This window comes from Catenuloplanes sp. NPDC051500 (genome assembly GCF_044454585.1).
Taxonomy (GTDB): domain Bacteria; phylum Actinomycetota; class Actinomycetes; order Mycobacteriales; family Micromonosporaceae; genus Catenuloplanes.
The window spans coordinates 541,089-565,803 of the sequence record NZ_JBITDX010000003.1 but is presented as its reverse complement, the minus strand read 5'-3'; the positions used below and the strand labels follow the sequence as shown (position 1 = coordinate 565,803).

35 protein-coding genes are annotated in these 24,715 nt (G+C 68.7%); 1 reads left to right on the top strand and 34 read right to left on the bottom strand.

All coding sequences use genetic code 11. The annotated features are described in order from the left end of the window. Nucleotides 1-2,451: 2,451 nt before the first annotated feature. The gene (locus ACIA8K_RS09170; protein WP_396056645.1) at nucleotides 2,452-4,293 is read left to right on the top strand and encodes a hypothetical protein; all 1,842 of its coding nucleotides are present in this window, start codon (nucleotides 2,452-2,454) and stop codon (nucleotides 4,291-4,293) included. Nucleotides 4,294-4,297: 4 nt separating this feature from the next. Here the strand turns inward: ACIA8K_RS09170 and truA are convergent, their stop codons facing one another. From truA to tuf, 34 genes are all read right to left on the bottom strand, one after another. After that, nucleotides 4,298-5,107 carry a tRNA pseudouridine(38-40) synthase TruA gene (gene truA, locus ACIA8K_RS09165; protein WP_396056643.1) on the bottom strand — a complete coding sequence of 270 codons (810 nt, stop codon included), beginning with the start codon at nucleotides 5,105-5,107 and terminating at the stop codon, nucleotides 4,298-4,300. Between the two features lie 61 nt (nucleotides 5,108-5,168). After that, nucleotides 5,169-5,759, bottom strand: coding sequence for a 50S ribosomal protein L17 (rplQ, locus tag ACIA8K_RS09160; RefSeq protein ID WP_396056640.1), 591 nt, complete (start codon nucleotides 5,757-5,759; stop codon nucleotides 5,169-5,171). Between the two features lie 61 nt (nucleotides 5,760-5,820). Beyond that, complete coding sequence (locus ACIA8K_RS09155; RefSeq protein WP_396056638.1) at nucleotides 5,821-6,843, bottom strand: DNA-directed RNA polymerase subunit alpha; 1,023 nt, start codon at nucleotides 6,841-6,843, stop codon at nucleotides 5,821-5,823. 90 nt (nucleotides 6,844-6,933) lie between these two features. After that, nucleotides 6,934-7,560, bottom strand: a complete 627-nt coding sequence (gene rpsD, locus ACIA8K_RS09150; RefSeq protein WP_396056636.1) for a 30S ribosomal protein S4 — start codon at nucleotides 7,558-7,560, stop codon at nucleotides 6,934-6,936. A 16-nt stretch (nucleotides 7,561-7,576) separates the two neighbouring features. Then, nucleotides 7,577-7,984, bottom strand: coding sequence for a 30S ribosomal protein S11 (gene rpsK / locus ACIA8K_RS09145; protein WP_033342844.1), 408 nt, complete (start codon nucleotides 7,982-7,984; stop codon nucleotides 7,577-7,579). A gap of 39 nt (nucleotides 7,985-8,023) precedes the next feature. Next, the gene (gene rpsM / locus ACIA8K_RS09140; RefSeq protein ID WP_306837834.1) at nucleotides 8,024-8,404 is read right to left on the bottom strand and encodes a 30S ribosomal protein S13; all 381 of its coding nucleotides are present in this window, start codon (nucleotides 8,402-8,404) and stop codon (nucleotides 8,024-8,026) included. A gap of 195 nt (nucleotides 8,405-8,599) precedes the next feature. Further along, nucleotides 8,600-8,713, bottom strand: a complete 114-nt coding sequence (rpmJ, locus tag ACIA8K_RS09135; RefSeq protein WP_396056631.1) for a 50S ribosomal protein L36 — start codon at nucleotides 8,711-8,713, stop codon at nucleotides 8,600-8,602. Nucleotides 8,714-8,826: 113 nt separating this feature from the next. Further along, the gene (gene infA / locus ACIA8K_RS09130; RefSeq protein WP_007073013.1) at nucleotides 8,827-9,048 is read right to left on the bottom strand and encodes a translation initiation factor IF-1; all 222 of its coding nucleotides are present in this window, start codon (nucleotides 9,046-9,048) and stop codon (nucleotides 8,827-8,829) included. A 240-nt stretch (nucleotides 9,049-9,288) separates the two neighbouring features. Next, nucleotides 9,289-9,807, bottom strand: a complete 519-nt coding sequence (locus tag ACIA8K_RS09125; RefSeq protein WP_396056628.1) for a DUF1707 domain-containing protein — start codon at nucleotides 9,805-9,807, stop codon at nucleotides 9,289-9,291. Nucleotides 9,808-9,974: 167 nt separating this feature from the next. Continuing rightward, nucleotides 9,975-10,808 carry a type I methionyl aminopeptidase gene (map, locus tag ACIA8K_RS09120; RefSeq protein ID WP_396056626.1) on the bottom strand — a complete coding sequence of 278 codons (834 nt, stop codon included), beginning with the start codon at nucleotides 10,806-10,808 and terminating at the stop codon, nucleotides 9,975-9,977. Between the two features lie 277 nt (nucleotides 10,809-11,085). After that, nucleotides 11,086-11,739, bottom strand: coding sequence for an adenylate kinase (locus tag ACIA8K_RS09115; RefSeq protein WP_396056624.1), 654 nt, complete (start codon nucleotides 11,737-11,739; stop codon nucleotides 11,086-11,088). Between the two features lie 41 nt (nucleotides 11,740-11,780). Beyond that, nucleotides 11,781-13,109 (bottom strand): preprotein translocase subunit SecY, encoded by a 1,329-nt coding sequence (gene secY / locus ACIA8K_RS09110; protein ID WP_396056622.1) that lies wholly within the window; start codon nucleotides 13,107-13,109, stop codon nucleotides 11,781-11,783. A 284-nt stretch (nucleotides 13,110-13,393) separates the two neighbouring features. After that, nucleotides 13,394-13,837, bottom strand: coding sequence for a 50S ribosomal protein L15 (gene rplO, locus ACIA8K_RS09105; RefSeq protein WP_396056620.1), 444 nt, complete (start codon nucleotides 13,835-13,837; stop codon nucleotides 13,394-13,396). Further along, a complete protein-coding gene (gene rpmD, locus ACIA8K_RS09100) occupies nucleotides 13,838-14,020 on the bottom strand; it encodes a 50S ribosomal protein L30 (RefSeq protein ID WP_033342849.1) in 183 nt (60 codons plus the stop codon). It abuts the gene before it with no gap. Between the two features lies 1 nt (nucleotide 14,021). Next, on the bottom strand, nucleotides 14,022-14,645 hold the full coding sequence (gene rpsE, locus ACIA8K_RS09095; RefSeq protein WP_396056617.1) for a 30S ribosomal protein S5: 624 nt from the start codon (nucleotides 14,643-14,645) through the stop codon (nucleotides 14,022-14,024). 12 nt (nucleotides 14,646-14,657) lie between these two features. After that, the gene (gene rplR, locus ACIA8K_RS09090; RefSeq protein WP_396056738.1) at nucleotides 14,658-15,041 is read right to left on the bottom strand and encodes a 50S ribosomal protein L18; all 384 of its coding nucleotides are present in this window, start codon (nucleotides 15,039-15,041) and stop codon (nucleotides 14,658-14,660) included. Between the two features lie 8 nt (nucleotides 15,042-15,049). Continuing rightward, a complete protein-coding gene (gene rplF / locus ACIA8K_RS09085; protein WP_396056615.1) occupies nucleotides 15,050-15,592 on the bottom strand; it encodes a 50S ribosomal protein L6 in 543 nt (180 codons plus the stop codon). Between the two features lie 12 nt (nucleotides 15,593-15,604). Then, nucleotides 15,605-16,012 (bottom strand): 30S ribosomal protein S8, encoded by a 408-nt coding sequence (rpsH, locus tag ACIA8K_RS09080; RefSeq protein ID WP_396056613.1) that lies wholly within the window; start codon nucleotides 16,010-16,012, stop codon nucleotides 15,605-15,607. A gap of 100 nt (nucleotides 16,013-16,112) precedes the next feature. Beyond that, nucleotides 16,113-16,298, bottom strand: a complete 186-nt coding sequence (locus ACIA8K_RS09075; protein WP_090787931.1) for a type Z 30S ribosomal protein S14 — start codon at nucleotides 16,296-16,298, stop codon at nucleotides 16,113-16,115. Nucleotides 16,299-16,305: 7 nt separating this feature from the next. Then, on the bottom strand, nucleotides 16,306-16,875 hold the full coding sequence (rplE, locus tag ACIA8K_RS09070) for a 50S ribosomal protein L5 (RefSeq protein WP_396056610.1): 570 nt from the start codon (nucleotides 16,873-16,875) through the stop codon (nucleotides 16,306-16,308). Next, nucleotides 16,875-17,189 (bottom strand): 50S ribosomal protein L24, encoded by a 315-nt coding sequence (rplX, locus tag ACIA8K_RS09065; protein ID WP_396056608.1) that lies wholly within the window; start codon nucleotides 17,187-17,189, stop codon nucleotides 16,875-16,877. Before rplX ends, rplE begins: the two co-directional genes overlap by 1 nt. Nucleotides 17,190-17,192: 3 nt before the next feature. Further along, nucleotides 17,193-17,561 (bottom strand): 50S ribosomal protein L14, encoded by a 369-nt coding sequence (rplN, locus tag ACIA8K_RS09060; RefSeq protein WP_007465279.1) that lies wholly within the window; start codon nucleotides 17,559-17,561, stop codon nucleotides 17,193-17,195. A gap of 129 nt (nucleotides 17,562-17,690) precedes the next feature. Further along, a complete protein-coding gene (gene rpsQ / locus ACIA8K_RS09055; protein WP_396056605.1) occupies nucleotides 17,691-17,972 on the bottom strand; it encodes a 30S ribosomal protein S17 in 282 nt (93 codons plus the stop codon). Then, a complete protein-coding gene (gene rpmC, locus ACIA8K_RS09050) occupies nucleotides 17,972-18,205 on the bottom strand; it encodes a 50S ribosomal protein L29 (protein ID WP_396056603.1) in 234 nt (77 codons plus the stop codon). Before rpmC ends, rpsQ begins: the two co-directional genes overlap by 1 nt. Next, nucleotides 18,205-18,630 carry a 50S ribosomal protein L16 gene (rplP, locus tag ACIA8K_RS09045; RefSeq protein ID WP_396056601.1) on the bottom strand — a complete coding sequence of 142 codons (426 nt, stop codon included), beginning with the start codon at nucleotides 18,628-18,630 and terminating at the stop codon, nucleotides 18,205-18,207. The genes rpmC and rplP overlap by 1 nt, the downstream gene beginning before the upstream one ends. 3 nt (nucleotides 18,631-18,633) lie before the next feature. Beyond that, the gene (gene rpsC / locus ACIA8K_RS09040) at nucleotides 18,634-19,476 is read right to left on the bottom strand and encodes a 30S ribosomal protein S3 (protein WP_396056599.1); all 843 of its coding nucleotides are present in this window, start codon (nucleotides 19,474-19,476) and stop codon (nucleotides 18,634-18,636) included. Then, the gene (gene rplV / locus ACIA8K_RS09035; protein ID WP_396056597.1) at nucleotides 19,476-19,928 is read right to left on the bottom strand and encodes a 50S ribosomal protein L22; all 453 of its coding nucleotides are present in this window, start codon (nucleotides 19,926-19,928) and stop codon (nucleotides 19,476-19,478) included. Before rplV ends, rpsC begins: the two co-directional genes overlap by 1 nt. 38 nt (nucleotides 19,929-19,966) lie before the next feature. Next, nucleotides 19,967-20,248 carry a 30S ribosomal protein S19 gene (rpsS, locus tag ACIA8K_RS09030; protein ID WP_396056595.1) on the bottom strand — a complete coding sequence of 94 codons (282 nt, stop codon included), beginning with the start codon at nucleotides 20,246-20,248 and terminating at the stop codon, nucleotides 19,967-19,969. A 27-nt stretch (nucleotides 20,249-20,275) separates the two neighbouring features. Continuing rightward, entirely contained in the window at nucleotides 20,276-21,115 is an 840-nt protein-coding gene (gene rplB / locus ACIA8K_RS09025) for a 50S ribosomal protein L2 (protein ID WP_396056593.1), read from the bottom strand. A 12-nt stretch (nucleotides 21,116-21,127) separates the two neighbouring features. Then, on the bottom strand, nucleotides 21,128-21,430 hold the full coding sequence (gene rplW, locus ACIA8K_RS09020; protein WP_033342860.1) for a 50S ribosomal protein L23: 303 nt from the start codon (nucleotides 21,428-21,430) through the stop codon (nucleotides 21,128-21,130). Continuing rightward, nucleotides 21,427-22,074 carry a 50S ribosomal protein L4 gene (rplD, locus tag ACIA8K_RS09015; protein WP_396056590.1) on the bottom strand — a complete coding sequence of 216 codons (648 nt, stop codon included), beginning with the start codon at nucleotides 22,072-22,074 and terminating at the stop codon, nucleotides 21,427-21,429. The genes rplW and rplD overlap by 4 nt, the downstream gene beginning before the upstream one ends. Further along, complete coding sequence (gene rplC, locus ACIA8K_RS09010) at nucleotides 22,071-22,733, bottom strand: 50S ribosomal protein L3 (RefSeq protein WP_396056588.1); 663 nt, start codon at nucleotides 22,731-22,733, stop codon at nucleotides 22,071-22,073. The genes rplD and rplC overlap by 4 nt, the downstream gene beginning before the upstream one ends. A gap of 13 nt (nucleotides 22,734-22,746) precedes the next feature. After that, entirely contained in the window at nucleotides 22,747-23,055 is a 309-nt protein-coding gene (gene rpsJ, locus ACIA8K_RS09005; RefSeq protein WP_007073037.1) for a 30S ribosomal protein S10, read from the bottom strand. Nucleotides 23,056-23,497: 442 nt separating this feature from the next. Next, the gene (gene tuf / locus ACIA8K_RS09000) at nucleotides 23,498-24,691 is read right to left on the bottom strand and encodes an elongation factor Tu (RefSeq protein WP_396056585.1); all 1,194 of its coding nucleotides are present in this window, start codon (nucleotides 24,689-24,691) and stop codon (nucleotides 23,498-23,500) included. Between the last annotated feature and the right edge of the window lie 24 nt (nucleotides 24,692-24,715).

Here is a 24,715-nt window from a genome sequence, read left to right as displayed (position 1 = left end):
AGCGCCGGCGAGGCCGCCGGTGGACGGGGCGTTCCCGAGACCCGGACCGGCCGGCGCGCCGCACCCGAGTCGGCGGGCAGGGCCTCCACCGGTTCCGGATCGGCCGGGCAGAGGACAGGCCAGGGCGATGCCGCATCCGTCGCAGCAGCCGGCGCGTCCAGCGACCATCAGACGACCCGTGACGATGCCGCGGCCCTAATCCGCCAGGCCGCCGGAAGCGAGCCGACCGGCCGGCGCGCGGCACCCGACAACCCCGGGCCGGCAGAACAGCGGGCACGCGTGAGCGGGGCGGCGCAGCCGGGGCGGCGCAGCGCGGACGAGCCGCCTGATGCCGGTCGGCGAGCCGCGCCGGAAGATGCACCCGCCGGACGCCGGGCCGCGCCTGAGAGTGCGACCGCCGGACGCCGGGCCGCGCCTGAGGATGCGGCTGCCGCACGCCGGGCCACGCCGGACAGCGCGTGGTCCTCTCCTCCGGGCGGGCGGCGTGCCGCCCCCGACACCGATGGCGAAGCAGCGGCAAGAGGCCGGCGAGCGGCACCGCAGGAGCCTCCGACCGCCGATCCACGACCGGCGGTCGGTGGTGGAAGGCAGGGGGCGCCGGGAGCCGCCGGAAGTGCTCCGGGTCAGGGTGGGCGACGAGCGGCACCGGACGAGTCCCGCACCGCCAGGCGCGCGGCGCCCGACGGGGGTGAAGCCGTATCCGGTTCGTGGCAGGTGCCGCCGAGCGGTTCCGGTGGGAATCGGGTGGCTGGTGGCCGGCGAGCCGCACAGGACGAGCCGGCGGTCCGGCGGGCCGCACCAGTCGTGCCCGCAGGCCGACGAGTCACACCGGACGAACCGGCAGGCCGACGAGCCACACCAGACGAGCCCGCAGGCCGACGAGCTGCACCGGAAGACGCCTCAGCACGACGCACCCCGTTGGAGGGGTCGAACGGCCGACGCGCCGCGCAGGACGAGCCCACAGGACGACGCACCACGCCGGACGCGCCCACAGGCCGGCGAGCCGCACCGGAGGAGCCGGCAGAACGACGCACCGCGTCAGATGAGCCGAGCGGCCGACGAGCCGCCGCACCAGACGATCCCCCACAACGACGCACCACGCCCGACGAGCCGGCAGGCCGGCGAGCCGCGCAGGGCCAGCCCACAGGACGGCGCACCGCTCCGGACGAGTCCGGAGGGCGGCGGGCCGCGCGTGAGCCTGGTGCCAGCGGGTCGCATGCGCTGCCCGCGGACCCGTCTGGGCGCCGCGCCGCGCCGGAGTCCGGCGTCTCCGATTTCCGCACGCCACCTGATGCCGCGACCGGGCGCCGCGCCGCACGACCGCCCGAGGTCAGCGGCTCCCACGCACTGCCCGACGCCGCAGCTGGCCGTCGCCCGGCACAAGCGGCCGAGGCGAGCGGCTCCCACGCGCTGCCCGAACCCATGCCCGGCCACCGCACCGCCCCTTCCCAGGCCCCGGCCGGTCGCCGCGCGGCGCCGGAGGGTCCGACGGGCTCGCATACGCGTTCCGGAGCGGCACCCGGGCAACGCACTGCGCAGAGCGCGGGTTCCAGCGGTTCGCACACGCTTCCCGAGGCCTTCTCCGGCCGCCGGGCCGCGCCGGAGACGCCAGCCGGACAGCGCCCGATCGACCAGCCCGCCGGACAGCCCTCGATCGATCAGCCCGCCGGACAGCCCTCGGTGGACCAGCCCGCCGGACGGCGTTCGGTTGATCAGCCCGCCGGACAGCGCCGGGTGGATCAGCCTGCCGGGCGGCGCGAGGTCGACGAGCCCGCCGGTCGACGTGCAGTCGGCGAACCGGCTGGACGCCGGACGAGCAACGAATCGGCCGATCGCCGACCGAACCGTGAATCCGCCGGCCGCCCAGGCGAATCCGCAGTTCGACGCGGGGGCGACGTCAGCGGCCGACCGGCTGGTGCCGATGACATGCCACCCGCCTGGTCGACGCCGCCGGGACGGGGCGCGGGGCAGCATGGGCACGATCCGCGAGGCAGGTTCTCGTCCACAGGGGAACGCGCACGGATCGCGACAAACGGTGACGCGGCCGATCGCGGGCCGGGACCGTGGAACAGCCCTCCCGCCGAGCGGCGCGGCGGCGGACCCGAAGCGCCCGGTGGGCGGAGCGCGGCAGGACCGGTGCGGCCGCGAGATGGTCGCACCACGCCGGCCGGGCCGCAGGACGACCACCGTACGGGGGAGAACAACAGGCCCGGACGGGGTGCGATCCCCGCGCAGGTCCCGCACGAGATCACCGGCCGTTCAAGCGCCCGCGCCTCAGCGACTCCCCCGCCCGGCGGACCGCACGGCCCTCGCGGCGCTCGAGGCGGACCGGGCGCTCAGGGCGGACCAGGCGCTCAGGGCGGACCAGGCGCTCAGATTCCCCGTGCCACGGAACACACCGGGCAACCCGCCGGTCGCCCCGCACAAGGCTCGGCGCGGCCGCCACAGGGCATGGCCGGTCGGGTGCCGTCGGGCGCCGAGCCGTCCAGCGGCAATCCAGCCCTCTCCGGCCCCGGCACGCCCCCGGTCGCCGGTGGCGCCCCCGCACAGGGCTCGGCGCGGCCACCGCAGGGCATGGCCGGTCGGGTGCCGTCGAGCGCCGGACCGTCCAGCGGCAATCCAGCCCTCTCCAGCTCCGGCACACCCCCGGTCGCCGGCGGCGGCCCCGCACAGGGCTCGGCGCGGCCGCCACAGGGCATGGCCGGTCGAGTGCCACCAGGTGCCGGACCGTCCAGCGGCAATCCAGCCCTCACCGGCCCCGGCACGCCCCCGATCGCCGCTAGCGCCTCTGTCTCCGGACGCATCCCACTCGCCGGAAACACCCCGATCTCCGCGGACGCCCCGATCTCCGGCGGCGCGCCGGTGCCGTCCGCGCGGGGCGGCGCCTCCGTGCCCGGACGCACCCAGCCACCCGGACGCGCATCGGCCGCCGCCCCCGGCTCAGGATCGGCATCCGCCGCCGTCCCCGGCCCAGGCTCAGGACCGGCCGCCGCGCGCATCCCAGGCTCCGGACCGGCTGTCGCCCGCATCCCAGGCTCCGCCCCGGCCCATCCGACCGGCACGGCACACCCACCGACCGGCACGGCCAACCCACCGCTTGACGGCCCGAACGCCCTGTACCGCCCCGACCGTCAGCGCCCGGACGCCTCGGGCGGCATCCGCCCCGGCAGCGCCCAAGCCTCGGTCGCCCCCGCCGCCTACCGGTCCGGCGCGCCCGGCACCACCAACGGCCCCGATGCCTCCGGCGCCTACGGTGCCGGACCGCAGCCCGACGCCTCCGGTGGTCACCGCACCGGCGCCGCCTTCGGTCAGGTCCCGGCTGCCTCCGGCGTCTACCGGCCCGGTCAGCGGCCGGAGGCCTCCGGCGGCCACCGGCCTGCCACACCTGCCACCGCCCCGCCTCTCGACGCCGGCGACCATGCCCCGGGTACCGACCTGGCGAGCCGCACGCCGAGCAGCGTCGCCCGGCTCAAGCAGCCCTCGGTCGTACCCTCGCAGCCTGGAAAGCCTGAAAGCCTGGCGCCGATCGGGCCGCAGCGGCCGGCGGGCGGGACCGAAGGGGAGGCCGCGCCGGCGGCGGAGCCGCGGAAGCCGTGGCAGATGCTGGTGGGCGTGCTCGCGGCGTTGGTGCTGGTCAGCGTGTGCGGGCTGAGTTCGTTCTTCATCCTGGCGGATGAGCGGAACAACGGGCGGGACGCGCAGGCGTCGAACGCGAATCCGCAGGCGACCTCGCAGCCACGGGACATCACGTCGCGGGGTGTGGACGGCGAGCCGCTGACGACGAACGAGGTGTTCCCGGCGGACACGATCGCGATCACCCCGCAGGAGCCGCCCTACCAGGTGCTGAAGACGGAACAGCTTGACGACTGCGGCAAGGCCGCGGCCGGCGACATCCCGCAGCTGCTCATCGATCTCGGCTGCAACCAGGTGGTACGCGGCACCATGCGCTCGCCCGACAACGGCTATCTGGTGACGGCGGGCGTGTTCAATTTGGAGGACGAGACCGGCGCGAAGTGGGCGCACGAGCAGATCAAGGCGATGGTCGACGGCCAGAAGGGCCGTTTCTCCGGCTTGAACGCGGGCGCGGGCACCGAGGCGGTGGAGCTGTCGTCCGCGCAGGTGGGGTGGAACATCCGCGGGCACTACCTGGCGTACTGCGTGATCGCGCGCGCGGACGGCGAGAAGATCATCGACGGTGACCCGGACGCGCGCCGGATCCTCTACGACATGGTTGAGCTGCACCTGCGCAACAACGTGCTTGAGAAGCGGGCCACCCAGCCGCTCCCGAAGTAGCGGGTCAGGTCGTGAGCGTGCGGAGGCGCCGGGTCGCGTCCGCACGCGCCGCGAACTCGGACGCGGACGGGTAGCCGACCGCGACAAGCGTCAGCCCGTGCGCGGGCGCGACAGTGACCTCGCTGGACCGCGCGGTCAGCCGGAGCAGCGAGGCCGGCCACTCCGCGGGGCGGCGGCCGTCACCGACGTGAAGCATGGCGCCGACCAGGCTGCGCACCATGGCCTGGCAGAACGCGTCGGCCTGCACTGTCGCGAACAGCACGCCGTCGAGGTCGCGGCCCCACTCCAGACGGTTGATCGCCCGCACCGTGGTGGCGTGCTCCTTGCGGCGGCAGAACGCGGCGAAGTCGTGCTCGCCGAGCAGCCCGGCCGCGGCCGCGTTGAGCAGCGCCGGGTCGAGCGGGCGGGGCCAGGCGAGCGTGTCGTGGCGGCGCAGCGGCTCCGCGCCGTGCACCGCGTCCGTGACCCGGTAGTGGTAGCGGCGGAACGTGGCGGAGAACCGCGCGTCGAACGAGTCCGGCACCTCGGTGGCCGCGTGCACGCGCACGTCGCCGGGGAGCACGCCCGCGAGGCGCCGGAGCAGCGTGGACTGCACGTCGGACCAGGAGGCGGGCAGGTCGACGTGGCAGACCTGGCCGGTTGCGTGTACGCCCGCGTCGGTCCGGCCGGCGACGACCATCCCGAAGGGAACGTCTCCGAAGAGCCGTCCGAGCGCGGCCAGCAGTTCGCCCGCGACCGTCCGCCGCGCGGGCTGCACGGCCCACCCGGAGAAGTCGGTCCCGTCGTAGGCGACGTCCAGACGTACCCGCGGCATTGAATGCTCCTCAAAGAGAGCGGGCCCGGTCGCCGAAGCGACCGGGCCCGGAAAAACAGTCTTACTTGTCGTCGCCCTCGGCCTGCGTGCCGGGGCCGTCGGCGTCCTTGTCACCGGACGCGGAGACCGGAGCGTCAGCGTCCTGGTCGGTGTCCGAGTCCGCGTCGGCGGTCGACGCCGCGGCGGTGGAGGTCGTCGCCGGCGGCTCCTCCTCGCGGGTCAGGGCCTCGACCTTGTCCTGCTGCTTCGCGGCCTTCTTGGCGGCCTTGGACGGGCCGGTGACGGCCGCGACCTCGAGCGCCTCGACCAGCTCGATGATCGCCATCGGAGCGGCGTCGCCGCGGCGCGGCCCGGTCTTCACGATCCGGGTGTAGCCACCGGGACGGTTCTCGAACCGCGGGGCGATCTTGTCGAACAGCTCGAAGACCACGTCCTTGTCGGTGACGACGGTCAGCACCCGCCGACGCGAGTGGAGGTCACCGCGCTTGGCCTTGGTGATGAGCTGCTCGGCCAGCGGACGCAGCCGCCGGGCCTTGGCTTCGGTCGTCTTGATCTTCCCGTGCCGGAAAAGCTCCGTGGCCAGGTTGGCCAGGATGTGCTTCTCGTGCGCGGGGCCGCCGCCGAGGCGGGCTCCCTTGGTAGGCGTGGGCATTTCGGTGCTCCCGGATTCGCTACAGATTCAAGCCGGCGATCGTCAGAGCCGGCGGGGAAAGTTACAGCTGCTCGGTCTCGCGGTAGTCGTCGCTGTCGTAGTCGACCTCGCCGAACGAGTCCACGACGTTGGTCGGGTCGAAGGAAGGCGCGGAGTCCTTCAGGCCCAGGCCCATGCCGGCCAGCTTCATCTTGACCTCGTCGATGCTCTTCTGCCCGAAATTCCTTATATCCAAGAGATCAGCTTCCGTGCGACCGATGAGTTCGCCGACGGTGTTGATTCCCTCGCGCTTGAGGCAGTTGTAGGAGCGGACCGTGAGGTCCAGTTCCTCGATCGGGAGCGCCAGGTCGGCAGCGAGCTGCGCGTCCTGCGGCGACGGGCCGATGTCGATGCCCTCGGCGGTCTCGTCCAGCTCGCGGCAGAGACCGAACAGCTCGACAAGGGTCGAACCGGCGGACGCCAGCGCGGTACGGGGAGAGATGGACGCCTTGGTCTCGACGTCGATGATCAGACGGTCGAAGTCCGTGCGCTGCTCGACACGGGTGGCCTCGACGCGGTAGGTCACCTTCATCACCGGCGTGTAGATCGAGTCGACGGGGATCCGCCCGATCTCGGCGCCGGACTGCTTGTTCTGCGCGGCGGTGACGTAACCACGGCCCCGCTCGACGGTCAGCTCCATGTCGAGCCGGCCCTTGCCGTTCAGCGTGGCCAGCTTCAGGTCGGGGTTGTGCACCGAGACGCCGGCCGGGGGCTGGATGTCGCCCGCGGTGACGTCGCCCGGACCCTGCTTGCGCAGGTACATGCTGACGGGCTCGTCGTGCTCGGAGCTGACGCACAGCTCCTTGACGTTCATGACGAGCTCGACCACGTCCTCCTTGACGCCCGGGATCGTGGTGAACTCGTGCAGCACGCCGTCGACCTTGATGCTGGTGACGGCCGCACCCGGGATCGAGGAGAGCAGGGTACGCCGGAGCGAGTTGCCGAGCGTGTAGCCGAAGCCGGGCTCGAGCGGCTCGATGATGAACTTCGAGCGGGTCTCGCTGATCGGCTCCTCGGAGAGAGCCGGCCGCTGGGTGATAAGCACAGAACTTCTTCTTTCGTTCGGGGCAGCCGCTATTTGCTGCCCGAATTTGACGACCGGCGGCGCCCCGAGAGGCGCCGCCGGACAACAGCCTTACTTCGAGTAAAGCTCGACGATCAGCTGCTCCTGGACCTGCGTGTCAATGACCTGCCGGCTCGGGAGAGCGTGAACCAGAACCTTGAACTGGCTTGGGATCGACTCCAGCCATGCCGGGACCGTCCGGGAGCCGGCCTGCGCCGATGCGACAACGAACGGGGTCATCTCGCGAGACTTCTCGCGGACCTCGATGATGTCGTGCTCCTTGATCCGGTACGACGGGATGTCGACCTTCTTGCCGTTCACCAGGAAGTGACCGTGCTTGACCAGCTGCCGCGCCATGTCGCGGGAGGAAGCCCACCCGGCACGGTAAACGGCGTTGTCGAGACGGGTCTCCAGGATCTGGAGCAGGACCTCACCGGTCTTGCCCTTCTTGGAGACAGCCTCGTCGTAGTAACCGCGGAACTGCTTCTCCAGCACGCCGTACACACGGCGGGCTTTCTGCTTCTCACGGTGCTGGAGCAGGTACTCCGACTCCTTGGTCCGACCACGGCCGTGCTGGCCGGGCGGGAACGGACGGGACTCGAAGGGGCACTTCGGTCCGTCGCACTTGCTGCCCTTGAGGAACAGCTTCATCTTCTCCCGCCGGCAGCGGCGGCAGTCGGCACCCGTGTAACGAGCCATCTTCTTCCTCTACCTCTCAGACCCGGCGACGCTTGGGCGGACGGCATCCGTTGTGCGGCTGCGGCGTGACGTCGGAAATCTGCCCGACCTCAAGGCCGACGGCCTGCAGCGAACGGATGGCGGTCTCACGGCCGGAGCCGGGGCCCTTGACGAACACGTCGACCTTGCGCATGCCGTGCTCCATCGCGCGACGCGCGGCGGCCTCGGCGGCCATCTGCGCGGCGAACGGAGTCGACTTGCGAGAGCCCTTGAAGCCCACCTGGCCGGCCGAGGCCCAGGAGATGACAGCACCGGTCGGGTCCGTGATGGAGACGATGGTGTTGTTGAAGGTGCTCTTGATGTGCGCCTGCCCGTGGGCGACGTTCTTTCGTTCCTTGCGCCGGACCTTCTTGACTGCGGCCCCAGCGCGTGCCTTGGGTGGCATAAGTTCTCTGCGCTCCTATATGGGTGAGATCTGGACTTACTACTTCTTGCCGGGCTTCTTCTTGCCGGCGACGGTGCGCTTCGGGCCCTTGCGGGTACGAGCGTTCGTCCGGGTCCGCTGTCCACGGACCGGAAGACCCCGACGGTGCCGGATGCCGGCGTAGCAGCCGATCTCGACCTTGCGGCGAATATCCGCGGCGACCTCGCGGCGCAGGTCGCCCTCTACCTTGAAGTTCCCCTCGATGTAGTCGCGCAGCTGCACGACTTCCTCATCGGTGAGGTCCTTGGCGCGCTTGTTCGGGTCGATGCCGGTGGCGGCGAGCGCCTCGACGGCGCGGGTCCGTCCGACCCCGAAGATGTAGGTGAGCGCGATCTCCATCCGCTTTTCGCGGGGGAGGTCGACGCCGACTAGACGTGCCATGTGCGGGCGTACTCCTCGTGTTCTATTCGCGGAGGTCTGCGCCGTTCCCTTCCCCGCTCTCGCGTGCTGTCGTCGACAGCCCGCATTGCCCGTGCGGGGCCCCGGCCTCCGACCGGGGGTGCACCGCGACGAATCGCGGCGGGAACGATCTCAATCAGGTGATGCCTGGGGCCGCGTCTAGCCCCGTTGCCAGAATCAGCCCTGGCGCTGCTTGTGGCGCGGGTCCTCGCAAATAACCATGACCCGGCCGTGCCGACGGATGACGCGGCACTTCTGGCAGATCTTCTTGACGCTCGGCTTGACCTTCACGGTGCGCCTTACTGTTCATCCGTGTTCCCCGGCACAGCGAAAGCGGCCGTCCGGCGAGGCACGGGTGACGGACACAGGAATTTCCCGGACCCGTCGATCAGTCAGCGGTGGGCCTACTTGTACCGATAGACGATGCGCCCACGAGTGAGATCGTATGGAGAGAGTTCCACCACGACCCGGTCCTCGGGCAGAATGCGGATGTAGTGCTGCCGCATCTTGCCGCTGATGTGAGCCAGCACCTTGTGACCGTTGGCGAGCTCCACCCGGAACATTGCGTTCGGCAGTGGCTCGATCACTCGGCCTTCGATCTCGATGGCTCCGTCTTTCTTCGGCATATCCTCCGCTACCTGACGTTCGGTTATGGGACTTGCACGCAACGCCGTTTCGCAGGGCCAAAAGGCCCTACGCCAGCCGCGGCTCCCTCGGTCATCGAAGCGCTGATAGACACGACGGAGTGGACGCTGCGCGCCAATCAACGAGTGTACGCCGCACGTAACATCGACACCAAACCGAGGTCGCGCATCCCGCGGTCGGGTGTGTCGCGCACCTCCGATAACCGGATGTATCGGGACAAATCACTCGTCGGAGTCGTCCTTGGCGGCCTTCTTGCGCCGCTTCCGCTCCTGCTTCGCGGCCCACCGCTGGGGCTCACCGTTCGCCAGCCCGGTCAGCGTGCTGATCAGCAGGATGACACCCCACGGGCCCGCCACCCAGAACGGCCAGAAGTAGGACAGGTCGCCACCACCGATCAGCGGCGGCACACCCCAGATGAAAACCGTCAGGCCGACCACGCTCAGATAGGGCGTCCAGTTCTCCACAAGCCAGCGCTGCGTCGCCCCGGGGTAACGCAGACCACCCTGGACCGGCACTCCGGACCCCGGGGCGACCGCGAGCCCCTGCCGCTCCGCGGGCGTCACACCCGGCAGGTCGGTCAGCAGCCCGTCCAGCTCGCCGTAGGTCTTCGCCCCGTAGGCGCGCCCCAGCCGCTCGTCGAACTCCGCCAGATCGATCCGGCCCTCGTTGAGCGCGATCCGCAGCCGATCCGCCACCGCCTCGCGATCAGCGTCGGCCGCCCGCATCTCCTCGCGCCCCATGCGTACCAGCATGGCACCGCCTGGCAAACCAAATCAAGATCATCTGTGGGTACGGCCGGCGCCGTCCTCCCGCCGCTGCCGGGAACCCGGCGGGCGTGCGCGAAGGAGCGCCGGCGGCGGCCGCCGCGATCTGCACGTGCCGCCGCGCGCCGCCGGGTGAGAGCGGGTCAGGACTGGCGGGAGGTCACCAGATCACCGAGGCGTTCCCGGCCGCCGTCGACCGCGGTCAGCACCCAGATGCCGTCCTCAAGCAGCGCCATCGAGTGCTCGACGTGCGCGGCCGCGGACCGGTCCCGGGTGATCACGGTCCAGCCGTCAGAGAGCTCCACCGACTTGGGCGAGCCCAGCGTGATCATCGGCTCGATCGCCAGGCACAGGCCGTTGGTGAGCGAGATGCCCCGCCCCGGCCGGCCGTAGTTGAGCACATGCGGGTCCTGGTGCATCTCGGTGCCGATGCCGTGCCCGCCGTACCCCTCGACGATCCCGTAACGCCCGCCGGCGCGTACCGCGCGCTCGACCGCGTAGGAGATGTCGGAGAGCTTGCCCCGCCCGGACGCGGCGCCCTGGGCCGCAGCCGCCAGCCCGGCCCACATCGCGTCCTCCGCGACCGCCGCCATCTTCGTCAGCTCCGGCCGCACCTCGCCGACGCCGACCGTGATGGCCGAGTCGCCGTGCCAGCCGTCGAGCACCGCGCCGCAGTCGATGGAGATCAGGTCGCCCTCCTGGAGCACCTGCTTCTCGGACGGGATCGCGTGCACGATCTGCTCGTTGACCGAGGAGCAGATCGAGGCCGGGTAACCGTGGTAGCCCTTGAACGAGGGCGTCGCACCGGCGTCCCGGATGACCTTCTCCGCGATGGCGTCCAGGTCAGCCGTGGAGACGCCGGGCGCGACCGCTTGCCGCATCTGCTCCAGGGCCTCAGCCACCACGAGCCCTGCGGCCCGCATCTTGACTATCTGGTCCGTGGTCTTCAGCTGAATCTTCAGCTGCTGGCGGCGCATGCGTACCCTCTGACTCTCGTGCGTATGTCGGCGCCGCTCAGCAGCACCCTGGCGGCCCGGCCGCCGGTCCCCACCCGACCATGCCACGTCGAGGCGCGGGCGACCACCGAACATCCATCGTCTGATGGCCGTCCGTCGTCGCCGGGAGTGGCGCAGACCCCTGTTCACCCAGGTGAGGCACAGGCGGCCGGAGACGGCGGGCGGCCTTCGGACACATACATCGTCCGAAGGCCGTCTGTCGTCGCCGAGAGAAGCGCCGATCCCGGAGGAGCGGAACTCAACCGCCGTAGGACCGCAGCGCGTCGATCGCGCGGACCGTGACGTCCTCCACCGGGCCGGTCGCGTCGATGCCGACCAGCTTGCCCTGGGCCCCGAAGTAGTCGACGAGCGGCGCGGTGTCACGGGCGTACACCCGCAGCCGCTCCGCAATCGTCTCGGCCTTGTCGTCGTCGCGCTGGAACAGCTCGCCGCCGCACCTGTCGCAGATGTCCTCCCGCGACGTCGCGTCGAACTCGACGTGCCAGATCTTTCCGCAACCACGGCAGGTCCGCCGGCCCGAAAGCCGGCGGATCACCTCGTCGTCGTCGACCACGAGCTCGAGCACGATGTCAAGCGCGGTGCCGAGGTCGGCAAGCAGCTTGTCCAACGCGTTCGCCTGGGGCGTGGTGCGCGGGAAGCCGTCCAGCAGGAAGCCCTCGACCGAGTCGGGTTCGGCGAGCCGCTCCCGGACCATGTTGATGGTGACCTCGTCCGGGACCAGCTGGCCGGCGTCCATGTAGCGCTTGGCCTCGACCCCGAGCGGCGTGCCCTGAGCCACGTTCGCCCGGAAGATGTCACCGGTCGAGATCTTCGGCACGGCCAGGTGGGCGGCGATGAACTCGGCCTGGGTCCCTTTGCCCGCCCCCGGGGGACCAACCAGTACGAGTCTCACCTATGCGCCCCCCTGGCTCGCTCGCTCGTTTCGCCCGCCCACTAGCGCAGGAACCCTTCGTAGTTCCGCTGCATGAGCTGGCTCTCGATCTGCTTCACCGTCTCCAAGCCCACACCAACCATGATGAGCACCGCGGTGCCACCGAACGGGAAGTTCTGGAACTGGTTGTTGTCGAGCCAGATGAAGAAGAAGTTGGGCAGGATGGAGATCACACCAAGGTACAGCGAACCGGGCAGCGTGATCCGACTAAGGATGAAGTCAAGATAGTCCGCCGTCGGCTTGCCCGGGCGGATGCCGGGAACAAACCCGCCGTACTTCTTCATGTTCTCCGCAACCTCGGTGGGGTTGAACGTGATGGAGACGTAGAAGTACGTGAAGAAGATGATCAGCAGGAAGTAGACCACGATGTGGATCCACGACGCCGGATCGACGATGTTGTTCTGCACCCAGGACTGCACCGGACCCGGATCGTTCTGATCGAAGAACTGCAGGATCAGCTGGGGCAGGTACAGCAGCGAGGACGCGAAGATCACCGGGATGACACCGGCCTGGTTGACCTTCAACGGGATGTACGTCGAGGTACCGCCGTACATCTTGCGGCCGATCATGCGCTTGGCGTACTGCACCGGGATGCGGCGCTGTGCCTGCTCGATGAAGACGACAAGCGTGATGACCAGCAGCACCAGCGCGAGGACCGCGATGAACCACGGCCAGCCGCGGGACTCCTTGATCGCCCAGCCCTCGCTGGGGAGGCGCGCCGCGATCGAGGTGAAGATCAGCACGGACATGCCGTTGCCGACGCCGCGGTCGGTGATCAGCTCACCGAGCCACATCACCACACCCGTGCCGGCGGTCATCGTGATGACAAGCGCCACCAGCGTGATCCACATCGGCAGCTCGGTCGTCGGCACGATCGGGAACTGGTCGCACTGGTTGCTGAACAGCTGACCGGACCGCGCCAGGGCAACGAAGGCCGAGGACTGCAGGACCGCCAGGCCGAGCGTCAGGTAGCGCGTGTACTGGGTGATCTTCGCCTGCCCGGACTGCCCCTCCTTGCGGAGCTGCTCCAGACGGGGGATCACCACCGTCAGGAGCTGCAGGATGATCGACGCGGTGATGTAGGGCATGATGCCCAGCGCGAAGACCGAGAGCGATAGGAGCGCGCCACCCGAGAACAGGTTCAGCAGCGAGAAGACGCCGCTGGTAGCCCCGCTCTCCATGATGTCGATGCACTTCTGCACGTTGCTGAACGAGACGCCAGGGCTGGGGAGTGTGGCTCCGAGCCGGTAGACCGCGATGATGGCGACTGTAAACAGCAGCTTTTTGCGCAGGTCAGGCGTGCGGAACGCACTGAGAAAGGCGGAGAGCAACTTCTTCCTCCTGCGCGAGGTAGCCGCCACGGTGGCGGTCGGAGCGGGTCCCGGTTGCGACACCCGCGTATCCATGGGCTGGAAACGGACTCTAACAGTCGGCGACGTATCCGGTCAGCGTGGCCGGGCACATACACCGGCCCCGATATTAACGGCACGGCGTAGTCGGATCGACACCGCACCACCCCTTTTAACGGAGCGATGCCTCACCAGACACTACGACGAGGGTGCTGATCCGCCCACCACTGGCAGGCGAATTCAGCACCCTCGTACGCATGTCCGACTTACAGCTCGGTCGCAGACCCGCCGGCAGCCGCGATCCGCTCCTTGGCCGACGCGCTGAACGCGTCCGCCTTGACCTGGAGCGCGACACCGTTCAGGTCACCCGTGCCGAGCACCTTGACCGGGTGGCCGCGGCGAACCGCACCAGCCGCAGCCAGCTCGTCCGGGCCGATCTCGCCGCCCTTGGGGAACAGCTCGGCGAGACGGTCCAGGTTCACCACCTGGAACACGACCTTGTTCTTGTTCTTGAAGCCCTTCAGCTTCGGCAGGCGCATGTGGAGGGGCATCTGCCCACCCTCGAACGCAGCCGAGATGTTCTTCCGGGCCTTGGAACCCTTGGTACCCCGACCGGCGGTCTTGCCCTTGGAGCCCTCACCACGACCCACGCGGGTCTTGGCCTTCTTGGCTCCCGGCGCCGGCTGGAGGTCATGAATCCTGATGGCCATCTACTCCACCTCCTCGACCTTCACGAGGTGGTTCACGGCGAAGATCATGCCGCGAATTTCCGGCCGATCCTCCTTGACCACCACATCGTTGATCCGCTTCAGTCCAAGCGACCGCAGCGACTCGCGCTGGTTGTGCTTGCAACCGATTGTGGACCGGAGCTGCGTCACCTTGAGGCGTGCCATGTCAGGCCCCCGCCCCGGCCCGCGTAGCGAGCATGGCGGCCGGAGCGACGTCCTCAACCGGCAGCCCACGACGCGCGGCGACAGCCTCGGGCGACTCGAGCATCTTCAGAGCCGCCACGGTCGCGTGCACGATGTTGATCGGGTTCGACGAGCCCAGCGACTTCGAGAGCACGTCGTGGATGCCCGCGCACTCCAGCACGGCACGCACCGGGCCACCGGCGATGACGCCGGTACCGGCGGAGGCCGGCTTCAGGAGCACGACACCGGCGGCGTCCTCACCCTGCACCGGGTGCGGGATGGACGCGGCGATGCGCGGCACCTTGAAGAAGTGCTTCTTGGCCTCCTCGACACCCTTGGCGATAGCCGCGGGCACCTCCTTGGCCTTGCCGTAGCCGACACCGACGGTTCCGTCGCCGTCGCCCACGATCACGAGCGCGGTGAAGCTGAAACGACGACCGCCCTTGACGACCTTCGCAACACGGTTGATCGCGACGACCCGCTCGAGGTGCGGGGTCTTCTCGGCCGGAGCGTTACCCCGGCCGCCGTCCCGGCCGCGGCCATCGCGACGGCCGCCGCCACCTTCAGAGCCACCGGACCCGCCGCCTCGGCGCTGTTGACCTGGCATTGGTCTTCCTTCCTAGAACTCGAGTCCGGCTTCGCGGGCGGCCGACGCCAGAGCGGCGATGCGCCCGGCGTACTTGTTGCCGCCGCGGTCGAAGACGACCTTGCTGACACCCGCGGCCTTGGCCCGCTCGGCGAGGAGCGAACCGACCTTGCCGGCCAGGGCGCTCTTGTCGCCCTCCCCGCCGCGGATGGTGGCGTCCAGCGTCGAGGCCGACGCGAGAGTGTGGCCCTTGTCGTCGTCCACGACCTGAGCCGTGATGTGCCGCAGCGAACGGGTGACGACCAGGCGAGGACGCGCCTCCGTGCCACGCACGATGGTGCGGAGCCGGAAGTGACGACGCGCGCGGCCGACGGCCCGCTTCGCGGCGACACCGCCGCCGTTGCGGCGCTTGAGCAGCGTGGCGCTCACTTCTTGCCTGCCTTTCCAGCCTTGCGGCGGATGACCTCGCCCTGGTACTTCACACCCTTGCCCTTGTAGGGCTCCGGCGGGCGGATCTTGCGAATGTTCGCGGAGACCTCACCCACCAGCTGCTTGTCGATGCCGGCCACGTGGAACAGCGTGGGGCGCTCGACGGTGAAGCTGATGCCCGCTGGGGGCTGCACTACCACCGGGTGCGAGAAACCGAGGGCGAACTCGAGGTCGCTGCCCTTGGCGGTGACCCGGTAACCGGTGCCGTTGATCTCCAGCGACTTCCGGTATCCCTCGGTCACGCCGACGATCATGTTGGCGACGAGCGTCCGGCTGAGGCCGTGCAGCTCCTTCGCCTTGCGCTCGTCATTGGGCCGGCTGACCTCGATGGTGCCGTCGTCGGCACGCTGGGCGGTGATCGGCTCCGCCAGGGTGTGCGACAGCTCACCCTTCGGGCCCTTCACCGTCACCACAGCGCCGTCGATCTTGACATCGACGTTGGCCGGCACGGTGATCGACTTACGTCCGATTCGCGACATTAGAGCTCTTCCTCACCAGACGTAGGCGAGGACTTCCCCGCCCACCCCTCGCTTGCGGGCCTGCCGGTCGGTGAGCAGCCCCTGGGACGTCGAGATGATCGCCACGCCGAGGCCACCGAGCACGCGCGGCAGCTCCGGAGACTTGGCGTACACCCGCAGACCGGGCTTGGAGACCCGGCGGATGCCGGCAAGGCTGCGCTCGCGGCTCGCGCCAAACTTCAGCTCGACCACCAGCTTCTTGCCGACGATGTCGTCATCCGGGTTCTCAACCGTCCAGCTGGCGATGTAACCCTCGGCCTGGAGGACCTCGGCGATGTTCGCCTTGATCTTCGAGTAGGGCATCGCAACCCGGTCGTGATACGCCTGGTTGGCGTTACGCAGACGCGTCAGCATGTCTGCGATGGGGTCAGTCATGGTCATTGGTTTGTCAGCCTTTCTCGCCGGGGTTCCCAGGCGATGTGCCGGGGCCTACGGCGAAGAGGTGCCACTGTCTTCTGTGAATTCGCAGCGTGGCGGATGGTTACCAGGAAGCCTTCGACACACCGGGCAGCTCGCCACGGTGGGCCATCTCCCGGATGCAGACGCGGCACAGACCGAACTTGCGGTAGACGGCCTTCGGCCGGCCACAACGCTGGCAACGGGTGTACGCACGCACCGCGAACTTGGGCTTCGCGGCCGCCTTGATGATCAGCGCCTTCTTGGCCATGACTCGCTCACTGCTCCTTGAACGGGAAACCAAGGAGCTTCAGCAGCGCCCGGCCCTCATCGTCGGTCTTCGCCGAGGTCACCACCGTGATGTCCATGCCCCGGGTACGGTCGATCCGGTCCTGGTCGATCTCGTGGAACACCGACTGCTCGGTCAGACCGAACGTGTAGTTGCCGTTGCCGTCGAGCTTGCGCCCGTCGAGTCCGCGGAAGTCGCGGATACGCGGGAGCGCGATCGACAGCAGCCGGTCCAGGAACTCCCACATCCGGTCGCCGCGAAGGGTGACCTTCGCGCCGATCGGCATGCCCTCACGCAGCTTGAACTGCGCGATGGACTTGCGGGAGCGGCGGATCAGCGGCTTCTGACCGGTGATGGTGGCCAGGTCGCGGACGGCGCCGTCGATCAGCTTCGCGTCGCGGGCAGCCTCGCCGACACCCATGTTGACCACGATCTTCACCAGACCGGGGACCTGCATGGCGTTCGCGTACTCGTGCTGCTCGCGCAGCTGCGCGATGATCTCGTTCCGGTACCGCGCCTTGAGACGCGGCAGGGTCTTGGTTTCGGTAGCTGCCGTCATCACAGTTCCTTGCCGTTACGACGCGAGATACGGATCTTGGAACCGTTCTCGTCGATCCGGTAGCCCACGCGGGTCCGGTTGCCGTCGGAGTCGACCACCATCACGTTGGACACGTGAACCGGGGCTTCCTGCGTGACGATGCCACCGGTCTTCGCACCACGCTGGGTGGTCTGGATGCGCTCGTGCTTCTTGACGCGGTTCACGCCTTCGACCAGGACCTTGTCCAGGCGCGGGTAGGCCGCAATGACCTTGCCCCGAACGCCCTTGTCCTTCCCGGCGATGACCTCGACCGTGTCGCCCTTTTTGACCTTCACGGTCTACAACACCTCCGGGGCGAGCGAAATGATCTTCATGAACCGCTTGTCCCGCAGTTCACGACCCACCGGGCCGAAGATACGGGTACCGCGGGGGTCACCGCCGTCCTTGATGATCACGGCGGCGTTCTCGTCGAAGCGGATGTACGACCCGTCGGGCCGGCGCCGCTCCTTGGCAGTGCGGACGACGACCGCCTTGACGACGTCGCCCTTCTTGACACCGGCGCCCGGGATCGCGTCCTTGACCGTGGCCACGATGACGTCGCCGATGCTCGCGTAGCGCCGACCCGAGCCGCCGAGCACCCGGATGCACAGGATCTCCCTGGCACCAGTGTTGTCGGCGACACGAAGTCGCGACTCCTGCTGGATCACGTCTATCTCCTATGTCTGCCAGTTCTCCGCCCACCCGGGGCGGAGCTTGGCGGAACCTGATCCGCGCTAGGCGCGGGCTGATTTCCCGCACCGACACGTGCCGGGGCCGAAGCCCCGGTACCTGTCGGGCTACTTCGCCTTTTCGAGGATCTCGACGATGCGCCAACGCTTGGTGGCGGACAGCGGCCGGGTCTCCATCAGGGAGACGCGGTCGCCGATGCCGGCGGCGTTCTGCTCGTCGTGAACCTTGAGCTTGCGGGTACGGCGGATGACCTTGCCGTACAGCGCGTGCTTCACACGGTCCTCGACCTCGACAACGACGGTCTTGTCCATCTTGTCGCTGACGACCAGGCCCTCACGGACCTTACGGCGGCCACGGACCTCAGCGGTCTCGGGGGTGTTCTCACTCATCAGGCAGTCACCTCAGACGGCGCGGACGAGAGACCGAGCTCCCGCTCACGCAGAATCGTGTAAATCCGGGCGATCTCCCGGCGGACGACAGGCAGCCGCCGGTTGTTGTCGAGCTGCCCCGTGGCGCCCTGCACGCGGAGGTTGAACAGCTCCGCCTTGGCCTCCTTGAGCTTCGCGATCAGCTCGTCCTCGGAGAGCTCACGGAACTCGGTGGCCTTGGTACCGGCTGCCATCACGCCTCACCCACTTCGCGCTTCACGATGCGGCACTTCATCGGCAGCTTGTGAATCGCGCGGCGCATCGCCTCGCGCGCGGTCACCTCGTTCGGGAATGACATCTCGAACAGAACGCGGCCCGGCTTGATGTTCGCGACCCACCACTCGGGCGAGCCCTTACCGGAACCCATGCGGGTCTCAGCCGGCTTCTTGGTCAGGGCCTGGTCCGGGAAGACCGTGATCCAGACCTTGCCGCCACGCTTGATGTGACGGGTCATCGCGATACGAGCCGACTCGATCTGACGGTTGGTGACGTAGGCCGGCTCCAGAGCCTGGATGCCGAACTCACCGAACACCACCCGGTTGCCGCCCTTGCTCGAACCGTGACGGTCCGGGTGGTGCGGCTTGCGGAAGCCCTTCGGGGGCTTGCGCGGGATCAGCATCTGTCAGCCCTCCTGCTTCTCAGCGGCCGGCGCGGCGGTCTCCGCGGCCGGAGCCGACGAAGACTCGGTGGCCTGCGCGGCGGCAGCCGCGCGACCGGCCTCGGTGCCACCCGCGGTGGTGCCGGACGAACCGGACCGACCACGACGCGGCCGCTCGGGCCGGTCGCCACGCTCACGGCGCGGACGGGACGGAGCCGTGTCCTGCGGGGCCTCGCGGCCCGGCACGGCGTCACCCTTGTAGATCCAGACCTTCACGCCGATACGGCCGAAGGTGGTACGGGCCTCGAAGAAGCCGTACTCGATGTTGGCCCGCAGCGTGTGCAGCGGAACGCGACCCTCACGGTAGAACTCCGTGCGGCTCATCTCGGCGCCGCCGAGGCGACCCGAGACCTGCACCCGGATGCCCTTGCAGACCGGGTTCTTCATCGCGGACTGCATCGCCTTGCGCATGGCGCGGCGGAAGCTGACACGCGACGAGAGCTGCTCGGCAACGCCCTGGGCAACCAGCTGCGCGTCCGACTCGGGGTTCTTGACCTCGAGGATGTTCAGCTGCACCTGCTTGCCGGTGAGCTTCTCCAGCTCGCCACGGATCCGGTCCGCCTCCGCGCCCTTACGGCCGATGACGATGCCCGGGCGGGCGGTGTGGATGTCGACGCGAACCCGGTCACGGGTGCGCTCGATGTCCACCTTGGAGATGCCGGCACGCTCAAGGCCCTTGGCCATCATGCGGCGGATCTTGACATCCTCGCCGATGTAGTCCTTGTAGAGCTTGTCCGCGAACCAGCGGGACTTCCAGTCGGTCGAGATGCCGAGTCGGAACCCGTGCGGGTGAACCTTCTGACCCATTACGCGGCCGCCTCCGTCTCGTTCTTGGGCTGCTCAGCCGCGGGAGCGGCCTTCTTGGCAGCGGCCTTCTTGGCGGGCCGCGCCTTCGGCGCCACTGCCTCGACGTGAATCGTGATGTGGCAGGTGCGCTTGCGGATGCGGTAAGCCCGACCCTGAGCGCGCGGCCGGAACCGCTTGAGCGTCGGGCCCTCGTCCACAAACGCCTCGCTGACCAGCAGCGCGTCAGGATCCAGCCGCTCGTTGTTCTCAGCGTTCGCGATCGCGCTGGCCAGCACCTTGTAGACCGGCTCGCTCGCCGACTGCGGTGCGAACTGCAGCACGGTGAGTGCCTCCTTCGCGGGCAGACCACGAACGAGGTCGACCACCCGACGCGCCTTCATCGGCGAGACGCGGACGTGCCGCGCCACCGCCCGCGCGCCCGGCAGCACCGGAGCGTCGCCTTTTCCTGGCATCGCTGTAACCCCTTGATCCTCTAATCCGTGACTTCTGCTCAGCGCCGGCGGCTCTTGCGATCGTCCTTCTCGTGACCCTTGAACGTGCGGGTCAGAGCGAACTCACCGAGCTTGTGACCGACCATGGCCTCGGAGATAAACACCGGGACGTGCTTGCGCCCGTCGTGCACGGCGATCGTGTGCCCGAGCATCTCGGGGATGATCGTCGAGCGACGCGACCAGGTCTTGATGACGTTCTTCGAGCCCTTGTCGTTCTGGACTTCCACCTTCTTGAGGAGGTGGTCGTCGACGAACGGGCCCTTCTTCAGGCTGCGAGGCATGTAAGTTCTCCAGTCCAGCTGTCTCTATCAGCCGCGCTTGCGGGTTGCGTAGCGGCGGCGGACGATCAGCTTGTCGCTCGCCTGGCCCTTGCGACGGGTACGGCCCTCGGGCTTACCAGCCGGGTTGACCGGGTGGCGACCACCGGAGGTCTTGCCCTCACCACCACCGTGCGGGTGGTCAACCGGGTTCATGGCGACACCGCGGACGGTCGGGCGCTTGCCCTTCCACCGCATACGGCCGGCCTTGCCCCAGTTGATGTTCGACTGGTCGGCGTTGCCGATCTCGCCGACCGTGGCGCGGCAGCGCACGTCGACACGCCGGATTTCACCGGACGGCATACGCAGCGTCGCGTACTGGTCCTCACGGCCCAGCAGCTGGATGCCCACGCCGGCCGAGCGGGCCAGCTTGGCCCCGCCACCCGGGCGCAGCTCCACGGCGTGCACCTGGGTGCCGACCGGGATGTTGCGCAGCGGGAGGTTGTTGCCCGGCTTGATGTCGGCGCCGACACCAGCCTCGATCCTGTCGCCCTGCTTCAGGTCCTTCGGCGCGAGGATGTACCGCTTCTCGCCGTCGAGGTAGTGCAGGAGCGCGATCCGCGCGGTGCGGTTCGGGTCGTACTCGATGTGCGCGACCTTGGCCGGCACGCCGTCCTTGTCCGCCCGCTTGAAGTCGATCAGGCGGTACTGGCGCTTGTGGCCACCGCCCTGGTGCCGGGTGGTGATCCGGCCGTGCGCGTTGCGGCCGCCCTTCTTGGGCAGCGGCACGAGCAGCGACTTCTCCGGGGTGGAGCGCGTGATCTCGGCGAAGTCCGCGACGGAGCCACCACGGCGGCCCGGCGTCGTCGGCTTGTACTTACGAATAGGCATGTCCTACACCCCTCAGCTGACCGGGCCGCCGAAGGCCTCGATGCGGTCCCCGTCAGCCAGCTTCACCAGGGCGCGCTTCGTAGCCTTGCGCTGGCCGAAACCGGTCTTGGTCCGCTTCCGCTTGCCCTCGCGGTTAGACGTGTTCACGGTCAGAACGCGCACGTTGAAGATCTGCTGGATAGCGATCTTGATGGCGGTCTTGTTCGCGTCCGGGTGGACCAGGAACGTGTACCAGTTCTGGTCGAGGACGCTGTAGCTCTTCTCAGAGACCACCGGCGCGACGATGATGTCGCGCGGATCCGAGATCGTGGTCACTTGTCACCCTCCTCGCTCTTGGAGCGGCCGCCCGTGAACTCGTCCAGGGCGTCCTTGGTGAAGACCACCGCGAGCGCGTTCAGCACGTCGTACGTGTTGAGCTGCCCGACCTCGAGAAGGTGCACGGTCGGCTCGTTGCGCAGCGAGAGCCAGTTGAGCTCGTCCTCGCTGGTGAGCACGACCAGAACCTTGGTCTCCTCGGTCACCTTGCGCAGCGTGGCCAGCGCGGCCTTCGTCGACGGCGCCTCGCCGGAGACGAACGCCTCGACCACGTGCAGCGCACCGTCGCGGGCCCGGTCCGAGAGGGCGCCACGGAGCGCGGCGGCCTTCATCTTCTTGGGGGTCCGCTGCGAGTAGTCGCGCGGCACGGGGCCGTGCACGACGCCACCGCCGGCGAACTGCGGCGCACGGGTCGAGCCCTGACGGGCGCGGCCGGTGCCCTTCTGCTTGTAAGGCTTACGGCCACCGCCGGAGACCTCACCGCGGGTCTTCACCTTGTGCGTGCCCTGGCGGGCGGCCGCCAGCTGAGCCACCACGACCTGGTGCATCAGCGGGATGTTGGCCTGCACGTCGAAGATGTCCGCGGGCAGGTCGACGGAGCCGGCCTTGGTGCCCTCGGTGTTCAGCACGTCAACGGAGCTCACTTGACCGCACCCTTCTTCACCGGGGCCTTCGCGGCGGAACGCACCAGGATCAGCGCACCCTTGGGGCCGGGAATGGCACCACGGACGAGCAGCAGGTTGTTCTCCGCGTCGACCGCCTGAATGGTCAGGTTCTGCACGGTGTATCGCTCGCTGCCCATCCGGCCCGCCATGCGGACGCCCTTGAAGACACGACCAGGGGTCGCGCAGGCGCCGATCGAGCCCGGGGAGCGGTGCTTACGCTCGACACCGTGGCTCGCGCGGAGACCGTGGAAGCCGTGCCGCTTCATGACACCGGCAAAGCCCTTGCCCTTGGTCCGGCCGGTCACGTCGACCGGGGAACCAACCGGGAACGAGTCCACGGTGACTTCCTGACCGAGCGAGTACTCGCCGGCGTCGGAGGTTCGCAGCTCGACGATGTGACGGCGCGGAGCGACGTCGGCCTTGGCGAAGTGACCGGCCCGCGGCTTGTTGGCCTTGCGGGGGTCGATCGCACCGAACGCCAGCTGGACCGCGGAGTAGCCGTCCGTGTCAGCGGTGCGGACCTGGGTCACGACGCACGGGCCGGCCTGCACCACGGTCACCGGGACAACCTTGTTGTTGTCCCAGACCTGGGTCATGCCGAGCTTGGCGCCCAGGATGCCCTTCACTTGCCTGTCCATGAGTTCGCAGTCCCTACAGCTTGATCTCGATGTCGACGCCGGCCGGCAGGTCGAGGCGCATAAGCGAGTCGACCGTCTTCGGGGTCGGGTCGATGATGTCGATCAGACGCTTGTGCGTACGCATCTCGAAGTGCTCGCGCGAGTCCTTGTACTTGTGCGGCGAACGGATCACGCAGAAACGGTTGATCTCCGTGGGCAGCGGCACCGGGCCCGCGACCTGCGCCCCGGTGCGCGTCACCGTCTCGACGATCTTCCGCGCCGAGGAATCGACCACCTCGTGGTCGTAGGCCTTGAGCCGGATGCGGATCTTCTGTCCCGCCATGGTGGCTTCTGTTTCCTTCTCTCGATGCCGCTACCTGCCGAGTTGAACTCCTCGGCATGCCCCCGGATCAGACTCGGCCAAGTTCTTCACTCGGCCGGATTTGACCCGGGGCACAGGACCCTCGGCCCTGTGCTGTCCGACCCCCGCGGTCGGGCGTGTCGCGCTATAACTTCACGCTCCGCCCCAGAACGTCGGAGCGAATGCCCTGCGCCCTCGACTTTACGAGGCAGCCCCCGATATTTCAGGAGCACCTCTTCAGCAGAAGAGCTTGTCCGCCGGGATCGGGGCGCTCAGCGGAAGATCAAACTTCCCCCGAACGCCGGGCGAGGGCGGCTGGACACAGTGCCGTATAGACACAGCGCATCCAGCCGCCCCGCGCGGACGCAACCTGACTAGTATGCCGTATTACCCAACGGCAACGCTAATCGGGGTACCTGTTTACTTAGTTGACGATCTTCGTGACCGTGCCGGCGCCGACGGTGCGGCCACCCTCACGGATCGCGAACTTCAGACCCTGGTCCATGGCGATGGGCTGGATCAGCTTCACCATCATGGAGGTGCTGTCGCCCGGCATGACCATCTCGGTGCCCTCGGGGAGGGTCACGACGCCGGTCACGTCCGTGGTACGGAAGTAGAACTGCGGCCGGTAGTTCTGGAAGAACGGCGTGTGCCGGCCACCCTCCTCCTTCGAGAGGATGTACACCTGGCCCTCGAACTCCGTGTGCGGAGTCGAGGTGCCCGGCTTGATGACGACCATGCCGCGCTCGACGTCCTCGCGCTTGATGCCGCGGAGGAGCAGACCGACGTTCTCGCCGGCGCGCGCCTCGTCAAGCACCTTGCGGAACATCTCGATACCGGTGCAGATCGTCTTCATCGACTTCTCGCGGATGCCGACGATCTCCACCTCCTCGTTCGGCTTGAGGATGCCGCGCTCCGCGCGACCGGTGACCACGGTGCCGCGGCCGGTGATCGTGAAGACGTCCTCGATCGGCATGAGGAACGGCTTCTCGGTCTCGCGCTCGGGCTGCGGGATCGCGGTGTCGACCGCGTCCATCAGCTCCAGCAGCTTGCCGGTCCACTCCTCGTCGCCCTCGAGCGCCTTGAGCGCCGAGACGCGCACGACCGGAAGGTCGTCGCCCGGGAACTCGTAGGTGCTGAGCAGCTCACGAACCTCGAGCTCGACGAGCTCCAGGAGCTCCTCGTCGTCGACCATGTCGCTCTTGTTCAGCGCCACAACGATGTACGGAACGCCGACCTGGCGGGCCAGGAGCACGTGCTCCTTGGTCTGCGGCATCGGGCCGTCGGTCGCCGCAACCACCAGGATCGCGCCGTCCATCTGCGCGGCACCGGTGATCATGTTCTTGATGTAGTCCGCGTGGCCGGGGCAGTCGACGTGCGCGTAGTGCCGCTTGTCGGTCTGGTACTCGACGTGCGCGATGGAGATCGTGATACCACGAGCCTTCTCCTCCGGCGCCTTGTCGATCTCATCGAACGGCGTGTAGGGGTTCAGGTCCGGGAACTTGTCGTGCAGGACCTTCGTGATGGCCGCGGTCAGCGTCGTCTTACCGTGGTCAATGTGACCAATGGTGCCGATGTTGACGTGCGGCTTAGTCCGCTCGAACTTCGCCTTCGCCACTGGTGTCCTCCTGTGGACTGTGTT